This window comes from Salipiger marinus (assembly GCF_900100085.1).
Classification (GTDB): domain Bacteria; phylum Pseudomonadota; class Alphaproteobacteria; order Rhodobacterales; family Rhodobacteraceae; genus Salipiger; species Salipiger marinus.
Genome location: NZ_FNEJ01000048.1, coordinates 1 through 9,986, shown reverse-complemented (window position 1 = coordinate 9,986; position 9,986 = coordinate 1). Strand labels below are relative to the sequence as shown.

9 protein-coding genes and 1 pseudogene are annotated in these 9,986 nt (G+C 66.0%); 2 read left to right on the top strand and 8 right to left on the bottom strand.

What is annotated here, in order from left to right; all coding sequences use genetic code 11:
- Positions 1-262 precede the first annotated feature (262 nt).
- The gene (locus BLR51_RS26085) at positions 263-853 is read left to right on the top strand and encodes a hypothetical protein (protein ID WP_131821896.1); all 591 of its coding nucleotides are present in this window, start codon (positions 263-265) and stop codon (positions 851-853) included.
- Between the two features lie 31 nt (positions 854-884).
- On the opposite strand, the gene BLR51_RS26080 is transcribed toward BLR51_RS26085, so the two are convergent.
- From BLR51_RS26080 to BLR51_RS26045, 8 genes are all read right to left on the bottom strand, one after another.
- The gene (locus tag BLR51_RS26080; RefSeq protein WP_089852452.1) at positions 885-2,375 is read right to left on the bottom strand and encodes a helix-hairpin-helix domain-containing protein; all 1,491 of its coding nucleotides are present in this window, start codon (positions 2,373-2,375) and stop codon (positions 885-887) included.
- Positions 2,372-4,408 (bottom strand): PP2C family serine/threonine-protein phosphatase, encoded by a 2,037-nt coding sequence (locus tag BLR51_RS26075; RefSeq protein ID WP_089852450.1) that lies wholly within the window; start codon positions 4,406-4,408, stop codon positions 2,372-2,374. The genes BLR51_RS26080 and BLR51_RS26075 overlap by 4 nt, the downstream gene beginning before the upstream one ends.
- On the bottom strand, positions 4,405-5,463 hold the full coding sequence (locus BLR51_RS26070) for a TerY-C metal binding domain-containing protein (RefSeq protein WP_089852448.1): 1,059 nt from the start codon (positions 5,461-5,463) through the stop codon (positions 4,405-4,407). The genes BLR51_RS26075 and BLR51_RS26070 overlap by 4 nt, the downstream gene beginning before the upstream one ends.
- Entirely contained in the window at positions 5,463-6,098 is a 636-nt protein-coding gene (locus BLR51_RS26065; protein ID WP_089852446.1) for a vWA domain-containing protein, read from the bottom strand. The genes BLR51_RS26070 and BLR51_RS26065 overlap by 1 nt, the downstream gene beginning before the upstream one ends.
- A gap of 11 nt (positions 6,099-6,109) precedes the next feature.
- Entirely contained in the window at positions 6,110-6,748 is a 639-nt protein-coding gene (locus tag BLR51_RS26060; protein WP_089852444.1) for a vWA domain-containing protein, read from the bottom strand.
- 15 nt (positions 6,749-6,763) lie between these two features.
- The gene (locus BLR51_RS26055) at positions 6,764-7,786 is read right to left on the bottom strand and encodes a DUF4236 domain-containing protein (RefSeq protein ID WP_089852442.1); all 1,023 of its coding nucleotides are present in this window, start codon (positions 7,784-7,786) and stop codon (positions 6,764-6,766) included.
- 3 nt (positions 7,787-7,789) lie between these two features.
- A complete protein-coding gene (locus tag BLR51_RS26050; RefSeq protein ID WP_089852440.1) occupies positions 7,790-8,974 on the bottom strand; it encodes a TerD family protein in 1,185 nt (394 codons plus the stop codon).
- A gap of 98 nt (positions 8,975-9,072) precedes the next feature.
- Positions 9,073-9,651, bottom strand: coding sequence for a TerD family protein (locus BLR51_RS26045; RefSeq protein ID WP_089852438.1), 579 nt, complete (start codon positions 9,649-9,651; stop codon positions 9,073-9,075).
- A 121-nt stretch (positions 9,652-9,772) separates the two neighbouring features.
- Here BLR51_RS26045 and BLR51_RS26040 point away from each other — a divergent pair.
- Positions 9,773-9,986, top strand: a pseudogene (locus BLR51_RS26040) (hypothetical protein); the annotation flags it as partial.

The window sequence follows — 9,986 nt, the reverse complement described above, 5'->3', positions numbered from 1 at the left end:
TCTCCTGGATCGACAGCTTCTGACGCAAATGCATCCGTCGGATGATGTTCAAAAGTCCCATGTGGGTCACTCCGTTACCCCCGCCGCTCAACGCTTTCGGGGAAGGTACACATGGCTCAGTTCTCAGTGGAAATTATGCGCCTACCCGGCTCAGTTTTGGGTGGAAATCAACAGGTATGGGACGGGACGGGCGCGTTGGCGCCGGGCAACAGGTCGGTCATGCACACTCCGGAAAATTGGACAGAGACGTCGGGAAAATCTTGTGTTCTCGCATCCGCTCGGGCAGCCATCCGGGCAGTGGTTTTGCGTCGAAGCAGTTGTGTCTGGTGAGCTTTTTCAGTCCCCCGAAAGCCTGAACCTTCTGGGTTTTCTCGTGCTCGTGGCCGCGGGAGCACTCCTCGCCCTGGGGCTGACCGGGCGCGTGGTGCTCTACAACGATGGCGCGGACCTCGCGCTCAATTTTGGGATCGTCCTGATCCCCCTGGCGGCCCTGCTCTATGTGGAAATGGGAGCGCCGCCGGACGAGGCTGGACAGGCCGCCGCGCGCAACCATTACGGCCAATCCTGGGTCACCCTCGTCTTCGCCCTGTCGCTTCTCGGCGCCCTTGGCTGCGCATTCGGAACCGCCTGGATCTCGATCCGGGAAAATGGCCTCCTGCTCGGCGCCGCCGTGGCCCTTCTCAAGATCGCGGTGGCCGTGCTCACGCTCGCCCTCGTCGCGTTCTGGTTCATGGGACAGGGCGGCAAGCAGAAACGCTCGCCGGCCGCAAACCTCCTGTTCGTGGGCGCGACCGCCTGGCTCCTGTCCCTGTTCGTGAATGGCGACAAGGTCCGCGCCCGGCGTCAAAGCTGATCGGCAGACCTCAGGACGCCGCGCCACGGGATCAGGACCCCGCCATCTGCACCTGCACGAGACGTCCCCCGTCCTCGGAGGACAGAAGGATCTGCGCGCCCTCGGCGAGCTTCACGTTGCCGCCCACGGGCACGTCGCGCTTGCCCGTGAGGTCGCGCATTCCGGGCAGCGCTTCGTTCACCAGGTACCAGTCGCCGGCGTGGAATTGGAAATAGCCGACCCGCCGTTTGTGGCGCTCTTCGAGATGTTCGTTGGGGTAGACCGTGCGGTTGGCGTGCCAGGGGAACAGCGACTGGCCGTCCCAGACCATGAGCCGATGGTTGTCGGGGAGGTAGTTCCCGGCCGTCCGGCTCGAGTAGAGGTTCAGCACTGGCAGCTCGCCCCGGTAGGGCGTTCCGCAGTGCGGGCACACGGGCAAGCGCGAGTTGTCGAAGACATACCAGCCCATTTCGCATTTCGCCGAACAGGGCTGGACCATGTCGAGCGTGCGCACCAGTGCGCTTTCCCAATCGGCGGGCGAGGGACGCTTCTCAGGCGCGTGAAGGCCGTCGATGAAGGCCCGGTTGAAGAGATCCACGAGCAGCGGCCCCGCCATCGTGTAGGGCCGTTGCGCGGGATCGCCCCAGGGCAGGGCCTGCAGCCGCAGGTCGTCGGGATTGACGCGATTGCTGGTGTCCCTCGGATGTTCGACGAACAGCGCCTGGCGACCCATGCCGAGTTCTTCGTCCTTCGTCGGGTCCTGATCGAATACCTTCCTGCCGCGCAGCGGGTGGCGGTAGAAGAGGTACATGTAGATGAGCACCGCCAAAGCGTGCCGGTCCGTCGTGCGCGAAGGGAGCACCCGCTTCGGGTCGTCACGGGAGAGGCTTTGGGTGGCAATGACCTCCGGCGCGATGAAATCTGGCGTCCCCACGACGTCGGGCGGGTATTTTCCGGGTACGACCAGCCCGTCGATGTCGATGATGCAGGCCTTGCCGGTCGTGGGGTCGACGAGCACGTTCTTGTAGCTCAGGTCGCTGTGGGCGAGCCCCGCCATGTGCAGGCGCCGGACGGCGCGCGCGATTGAGAGGCAGATGCGCATGTGGGTGAGCCAGTTGCCCTTCTCACGCGGGTCGAGGAACTTCTCCCGGTTCGACGCCGAGGCGAACCACTTGCCCTCCTTGTCCTTTCCTCGGATCTTCAGCATGTCGTTGTTCTTCGAGCCGTGCTCGAAGAAGAAAGCCTTCTCGTAGAAGGGCACCACGACGCCGATGCGGCCGTTGTGCGTCACCGTGTCGGTGGGCCAGCAGAAATGCGACCGCCAGAACGTGCCGCCTTCCTTCTCGAAGAGGTTCTCGCGGTAGCGGGTGACGATGTCGCGAAGCCGGTCCTTGAGCGCGTTGGCGGGCGGATCACGGAAGAAACCCACGACATAGGAGCGGTCAGGACTGAAGTAGATGTCCTTCATCGCCCCCGAGGCCTTTACCTCATCCAAGAAGGCGATCTCGCGGCCTGAGTCCGCGGTGAGGTTCACCGTACTCATGCGCCGCCCCGATCCGTCTCGCGCCCGTCCTGGAGCGGAACCATCACGGCCAGCGTGCGGTCGTCATGGTTGCCGCGCGACCAGAAGTCGAGCCAGCCCAGGAACTGGCGTTCCAGGTCGGGGTTGCCGGGAGAAACATCGACCTGCCTGGCGAAATCCTCCGCCCAGAAGCGGTGCCACCGGTCCGGGTCGGAGAGGCCCGCGTCGGTTTCGAATTTCGGGTCGGTGATCCCGTCCGTCATCGCAACGAAGGCGGTGAAGCGTTCGCGGAAGGTGACGAAGACTCTGTCGAGCTTGCCTTCGGTGGTCTTGAATTCGTCACTTGCGAGAAACCGGGTCTGGCCTGCGAACTCGCCGCTGTCCGGACGGCCCATCAGGGTGACTTCACCTGCCTCCTCGTCCCAGATCGCCACACCCCCGTCGCCGACCGAGAAGCTGGCAAAGAGCCATCCGCCGCGCACCGGCCGAGCGGCCGCGATGACGAGGGTCGTCGAGAGATCCGACGGCCGGCAGCCACCCAAATCCTCCGCGCGCCTTGCGATCGCCTCGGCTGCCATGTAGGCGGCACGGGCGAAGGTGTTCGAGGCCGGGTGAATGATTTGGTTCGCGCGCGTCTCTTCGTCGGTGGAGGCGGCGCGCAACCGGTTCACGATGGCTTCGATCTCCGGCTCCATGAACTGGGAGAGAAACCCGTCGAGGACCTTGATGACTTCCTCGCAGGCCACACGACTGCCTTCGCGGCTCAGCCTTGCCGAGCCCGCGCCGTCGGCGACGACCATGACGTGCCAGCCGGTCTTGGGAAAGACCTTGAGTGCGAAATGATCGTCCCGGTACGACCCCTCTTTCGCATGCGACCGCCCACGTTTGCTCGCGGCCACCATGAAGGTGTGGCCGCGCACGGCGGCGAATGCCTCGTCCGGCTTGGCGAGCGGCGCTTGCTGGTCGGAGGGGATGCTGACCCAGAGATCCTCGGGCCTCGGAACGACAGACAGGCGGACGAGCAAGGTGACGGAGCGGCCGTTCTTCAGGGCGCCAACCTCCATCTTGTATTCGCCAGCCGACATGGCCTTGGCCAAGACACGGCCTTCCGGCGTGATCGTCAGGCCTTCGGGCGCCGTGCCGCGCAGCCGCAGTTCCGAGTAGCCCTCGATAAGGGCCTCGTAGGGGGTATTGCTGCGCGCGTTGGGCAGGGAGACGCGCTCAGGCTGCTCGGGCGGGGTTCTATCGATTTTCGGAATGCCGCTTGGTCCATACACCATGCCGCTCGCCTCCTCGTTCTTGAGCTCATCTACGGGGTTTTCAGCCTGGTCCGCCACGCCGTCCCCTGATCTGCTCCTGGAACCGATGCCTTCCTTGGGCAGGGCGTCCTGACCCGGTTGACCTTCGTCTGGATCCGTTCCTTGGGTGGGGGCCATCCTGTCGTCCGGGGCCTTCTCGGCCTCCGCATCTCTCACGGGGGCGGAAGCCGGCCCCGTGGCTTGTCCGGGGGACGCTGCAGCCGGAGCACCCCGTGAGCCCACCTCTTGCGCCCTGACCTTCTCGGAGACCTCCCCTTCAACCTTGGGCGCCACGGCGATCGGGGTGATCCCCGGTGACGAAGCAGCAGCCTGATCGTCCTTGCCCGGCCGTCCGATCGGCGCCGGGAACGTCACACTGACGGGCACCGCGCGGCTTGGACGCCGGTGCGGGGCGCCAGAGGCGCTTCGGGGAACCCGGGCGAGGCTGATGGGCCGCGCCCCTGCTGCCTCGGCCCGCGGTGTAACCTCGGGGTCAGTCGGCGCCCCCAGGCGCGGCGAAGACTCTCCCTGCGGCGGGGTGTCTGCACGCGCGGGCGCACGCGAGGACGCCTCATCCCGCTCCCGGGCGCGGCGTTTGAGATAGGCGATCACGCGCCGCTCGGCGTTGTCGTATTCTTCGTACCCCGGCCCCGCATCGGGCTGGACGCCCGAGACGGCCAGGATCTTCACAAGGGCGTCGAAGATGAAGCCGCAAGCTTCGAGGCCTGTGGCCGAGGGCTTTCTGTCGTCTGTCATCCTTGCCCTCGCGCAATGTCGAAGCCGCCATCGGAGCCGTCGGAGGATCCGTAGACGCCCTTCTTGCCGCACCAGGGGCAGGTTGCCTTTCCGTCGCCAGCGACGCAGTGGATACCACCGCAGCCGCAGACGGCCATGCTGAAGCGCGCACGGCAATGCGGGCAGGTGGGTTGACCGATCAGCTCGGTTGAGTTGATCCGGGCGGGCCCCGCCGAACTGTCCGAGAGCTCGAAATAGTCCTGCTGCACGGGGACCACGGCGTTGAGCAGGTAGGCGCGCGTCTCGAAGAAATGGGCCAGAGCCGGGTCGCGGCTGCCCACGCGGCCCATGTGCTTTTCGTATTTTACCACGTAATGCGCCCGGGTCTTCCCGCATTTGCCCACGAACACCGCGTAGCGGTCGTCCACGCCCGCGTAGGGCATGGCCGCGCCGCTGGCCGCCATGCCGTCGTCCATCTTGGCCAGCGAAATCCCGCCCCCGGCGGTCACGCTGCGGGTGGAGCTCTTCACCGAGTTCGTGATCCAGCCGATGAAGCGCTTGAAGGCGTCTTCGGTCGTGTCGTCGAAGGCGATGATGTCGTCGGTCAGCTGCCGGAGGAGGCGTTCGTCGGCGCCGCCCCCGATCGAGACCGCGACCAGCGCCACACGGTGTGCGTAGCCGGTTTTCCAGCGCGCGATGGCCGCACGCGGGTCGTCGGTGGGCACCCCGTCGGTCATGAGGAATACGAGCGGCTTCCAGTCGCCCTTCCGCTCGGAGGTCGAGCGCGTGACGTTTCGGTCGATCTCGTCCATCAGCTGAACGAGCGCGGCGCCAAGGCCCGTTCCCCCGCCGACGGGCAGGTGGGGCGGGACGAAATCCACGAGTTCTGTCAGCGGCGTGAGCGTGCGGGGGCGCCCGGCAAACCCGATCACGCTGATCCAGGCCGTCTCGAGCGCGTAGGGGTCGGACAGAAGGTCAGACGCAACGGCGCGAATGCCCGTCTCCAGTTGGGTCAACGGCTCTCCGGCCATCGACTCGGAGACATCGACCACGAGGAAGATGGGGAACTTGCGCATCAGAACACCAGGTTGATCTCGGCCGGAGGCGGCGGCAGGTCGGCGGCGGCCGTCGTGCCCTGGGACTTGTTGCCGTGGGCGATGATTTCGCTGACCCACTTGAAGAGCTTGGCGAAGGCGCTGCTGTCCATCGTGTCGAGCCGCACGACATGGTCGCAGAGCGCGCGCAGATCCTCCTCGCGCGCCTTCGGGCCCGCCGCGCAGCCGACGATCGAGCCGAAGCCCACGCGGCGGATCTTCGCGCATTGCTCGCCGTAGAGCTGGATGTCGGAGGGTTTGCCGTCCGTCATCACGAAGAGATACGGCGCCCAGTCCCCCTTGGCGGTGTCGGTGCTGCGCACGACGTCCTGCCGGACCTGCTGGCCCAGCATCTCGAGCGCGGCGCCCAGGTGGGTCGGACCGGAGCGCGGCGTCGTGATCTGCGGCAGGACCACGTCCTCGAGCGGCGTCAGCGGCACCACCGTCTTCGCCTCGGCGTCGAAGGTAATCACCGTCATGTGCACGGTCTCGAGCGCGTAGGGATCTTGGCGGAGCGCGCCCACCAGCGTTTCCATGCCGGCGTTGACGGCCTCGATCGGCTCGCCGGCCATGCTGCCGGACGTGTCGAGAAGCAGGTAGACAAGCAGTCTGCGCATGGTGGTCTCCTTCAGGTCTTGGACAGGCTGATGCCGGCGGGCGGCGGCGGCAAGTCGCCTCTGGAAATGTCGTCCTTGCCTAAGTCGATCTTTCGCGAAGAGGTCGTGATGGAGGCCGACACCCACTTGAAGAAGGCCGCGATCGTGGCGCTGTCCGCGGTGTCGAGGGTTACGAGAACCTCGGAGATCTTCGAGAGCACCGTGGTGTCCGCTCGCGGACCGGCGGCGCAGCAGACCGTGAGGCCAGGCTTTGAGGCGCGGAACTCCTGCAACGGCTTCTCCCAGGAATCCGTGGGCATGCCGTCGGTCATGAGGAAGACCAGCGGCTTCCAGTCGCCCTTGCTGTCGGCGGTCGTCTTGCGGACCTCCGTGGTGATGCAGCGCGCGACGGTCTTCAGCGCGTCTCCAAGCGCGGTCGCGCCATTGGCCTCGATGTGCGGCGCCCGGAACTCCGTGACCTCGGTCAGCGGCACGATCTGCTTGGCGACACTGGAAAAGGTGATGACCGACAGGAAGGCCGTCTCGAGCGCATAGGGGTCCTGCCGCAGCGTGCTGACAAGGAGGTCGAGCCCGTCACGGACCGCGTTGATCGGCTCGCCGGTCATCGAGACTGACGTATCGAGGAGCAGGTAGATGGGAAGGCGGCGCATTGAGGTCCTCCTGTTTCATGTGTCTGTCGTTCGACCGCGGAGGCGGTCGCCCACGTCGGCAAAATCCCTGTCGAGCGCGTAGAGGCCAGAGAGCTCCTGCCGGCTGCGAGTGCGGTCGCCGGCCTCGCCATAGGTCAACGCCATCTCGTACCAGGCCAATTTACTCACATCCTCGGGCACCGCGTCGTGTCCCCTAACTTTCGCGTAGACCTGTACGGCGCCGGCATGATCGCCACTGCGCGTCCGAGCCCGGGCCTCCTGAAGCCAGACTGCCCAGGCGATCTCCGGGTCGGGCCGGGCGGCCCGGAGGAGGTTTACGAGCCGTCCCATGGGCATAGAACGGCCATCGTCGAGCTCAAAGGCGACTTCCGCCAGCGAGGCTGCAACCACGGCATCTCCGGGTTCCCGTCCGTTGAGGTCCTTGAGGGTCTTCAAGGCGTCCCGGAGGTCCCCCGCCGCCTGCTGCGCCTCGGCGAGGGCAAGGGCCGTGGATCCGGGCTCGGGACTGATGTGGGCGGTGATCTCGGGCGTGATGGGGATCTCCATGCGCAGGGAGACGCCGTTCCTGCCGCAGAGCATTCCGAGGTCAGGCGAGCGCAAACTCCGCGAGAGCCGGACGCAGGCTTCCGTCCATCGTTCATTCCGGAATGCCGACATGCCCTTAATCCAATGCGCATCGGCTGCGTCCAGCCCGTCGAGCGGCGCCAGGCCTTCCGCGTCCCCCACCTGCAGGGCAACGATGGCTCGCAGGAAGGTGCGGTCTTCCTCGGCAGTGGCCAGGGCCGGATCCGGGAGGGGTGGCGGCGCGGGCGTGAACTCCTCAGGCTCTTCCGGTGCTGGCGTGGCACGCCGGCGCTTTCCATGCTGGACACTGTAGCTCAACCCGGAACCCGGAAGACCAACGGTGGTCCGCCTCCCTCGCGGCCCGATCGTATGGCGCAGGCCTCTCGGGCCGATGCTGATCGATGGGCCCGACTTGCTCAGGTTGAGAGTGACGCCCGGGAAGAGGGTCTTGCGTGTGAAGAAACGAAAGGCCATGCGTTACTTGCTGCCCGCGGTCCAGCGGAAGCCGAAGCCGTAGGCCTCGTCCATGAACTTGTGGCCGCGGAAAAAGCGGACCTCGCGCGAGACCTTGATCTCGCCACCCATGTTTTCGAGGAGTGCAATCGCGCACATGCCGTCGCGGCTGTCGCCCGCGACCTCGTTCATGCGCACCTCGACTTCGGGCTGGCCGGGCACCATCAGGCGGATGACACCGTCGGTTTCCGCCCAGTTGGCGACGCCCTCGTAGATGAAGGCGTAGATCAGCACACGCTTGAACTCGGGCCACTTGTCGCCGTTGATCTCGAGCCATTCGCCGTCGGTCACCGCGCCGGTTCGGTCGTCGCCCTTGAGCTGGACGTAAGGTTCCTGACCGAAGGAGCCGAAGGAATTTCCAAGCGCCTGGACGACGTTGCGGTAGCCGTCCTTGAACTCGACGAAGGCGCCGAGGTCGAGGTCGATGCCGGTCTTTCCGAGGCCGAAGAGGCCGCCGGATTTCTTCTTCTGGTTCCAGTTGAGGTTGACCTGGATGCGCCCGAAGCGGCCGTCTTTCTTCTTGAGGGACACCGTGCGCTCGTTCTTGGTGAGAGACACCTTGCTCAGGCTGACGGGCTTGGGCGCGGGTTGCGGGGGCACGGGAGGGGGCGCGGCCGGCTTCGGTTGCGCCGCGCCCGGGGCCGGCGGCGGGGTGGGCGCGGCGGACGTCACTTCGACGCCGAAATACTCTGCGATCGCCTGCAGGCCGCCGTTGAAGCCCTGGCTCACGTTGCGCAGCTTCCACTGCCCGTTGCGGCGGTAGATCTCCGCGAGGATCAGGGCCGCCTCCGACCGGCCGGCCGTCTCGACGGCAAGCTCATGCCGCTCGGAGCTGGAAACCTTCACGCCGGAGACGGACCCGAAAGTGCCCTGTTCGAGCGCAGCCGTGAAGACGATCTTCTCGACGTTCTGCGCAATCCGTCCCAGGTCGAGCTCGAAGCTGCTGCGCGAACCGGACACCGACAGCGAGACGGTGCCGCCGCCGATCGAGGTCTGGTTGAAGAAGCACATGTCGCCGTCGCCGCGGACCTTCCCGTCCGCGTAGAGCTGCAGCGCCGTCACGTCGGCCGACCCGCCGAGCACTTCGACGGTCAGGGTCGTCTTCTGGCCGGAAAGCGGCGCATTGGCGCCCATCGCGAGTGTCGTCATGGCAAGCCTCTCCCTGCTTGTTGCCGTTGTTGTCTGCCTCCCGAACGGCGTCCGTCCGGGACCACCCGGCGCGCCGTGGCGCACCGGGCCAGAGGGCCTCAGCCCAGGTTCACACCGTGGCTGGCGGCGAGGGGACCAAGGCCCCCTTCGAAGCCGGCGCCGATCGCCTTGAACTTCCACTCCTCGCCGTGGCGGTAGACCTCGCCGAAGATCAGCGCGGTCTCTACCGAGTAGTCCTCCGACAGGTCATAGCGTGCGATCTCCTTTCCGCCGTCTTCGTTGACAACGCGGATGAAGGCATTGGAGACTTGGCCGAAGTTCTGGCTGCGCGCCGCGGCGTCGTGAATCGTGACCGCGAAGACCAGCTTCTTCACGTCCGCAGGCACTGCGGCCAGGTTCACCTTGACTGCCTCGTCGTCGCCATCGCCTGCACCGGTTCGGTTGTCACCGGTGTGCTCGACCGAGCCGTCCGGGCTCTTCGGGTTGTTGTAGAAGACGAAATGGTGGTCGGAGAGGACCTTGCCGGACTCGCCGCAGACGAAGACGGAGGCGTCGAGGTCGAAATCGGCGCCGTCGGTCACCCGGGCGTCCCAGCCGAGACCGACGAGGATCTTGGAAAGCCCGGGGGCCTCCTTGCTGAGCGAGACGTTGCCGCCCTTCGAAAGCGAAACTGCCATGAGAGATGTCCTTTCAGCCCGGTTTATTCATCCAAATCGATGGGGGCAGGTTGCGTGCGCCTGAAAGCGCCGTAGAATCAAGTTGCTACACCAAAATCCGCCAGCAGCTTCGGACGCACGCATGGGTGAAACGCTACGGCCGGTCACGGCCGGATTCAACCGCTCTCTTTCGATCGAAACTCGCGCCGAGCGCCTGACGGGCGATCCTGGCGCAGTACTGCTGCGAGAAGCTCTCGACGCGACCGGGATTATCGGCTGGATGGCGGCGCGGATGAAGGACAGCCGCCGCCAAGCCGATGTCGTGCATGACCTGCCGTCGCTCTTGCGGACCATGG

Excerpts from the sequence above, each read along its gene's own strand:
- BLR51_RS26080 (WP_089852452.1), bottom strand. The coding sequence starts at position 2,375 with ATGAGTACGGTGAACCTCACCGCGGACTCAGGCCGCGAGATCGCCTTC.
- BLR51_RS26075 (WP_089852450.1), bottom strand. The coding sequence starts at position 4,408 with ATGACAGACGACAGAAAGCCCTCGGCCACAGGCCTCGAAGCTTGCGGC.
- BLR51_RS26070 (WP_089852448.1), bottom strand. The coding sequence starts at position 5,463 with ATGCGCAAGTTCCCCATCTTCCTCGTGGTCGATGTCTCCGAGTCGATG.
- BLR51_RS26065 (WP_089852446.1), bottom strand. The coding sequence starts at position 6,098 with ATGCGCAGACTGCTTGTCTACCTGCTTCTCGACACGTCCGGCAGCATG.
- BLR51_RS26060 (WP_089852444.1), bottom strand. The coding sequence starts at position 6,748 with ATGCGCCGCCTTCCCATCTACCTGCTCCTCGATACGTCAGTCTCGATG.
- BLR51_RS26055 (WP_089852442.1), bottom strand. The coding sequence starts at position 7,786 with ATGGCCTTTCGTTTCTTCACACGCAAGACCCTCTTCCCGGGCGTCACT.
- BLR51_RS26050 (WP_089852440.1), bottom strand. The coding sequence starts at position 8,974 with ATGACGACACTCGCGATGGGCGCCAATGCGCCGCTTTCCGGCCAGAAG.
- BLR51_RS26045 (WP_089852438.1), bottom strand. The coding sequence starts at position 9,651 with ATGGCAGTTTCGCTTTCGAAGGGCGGCAACGTCTCGCTCAGCAAGGAG.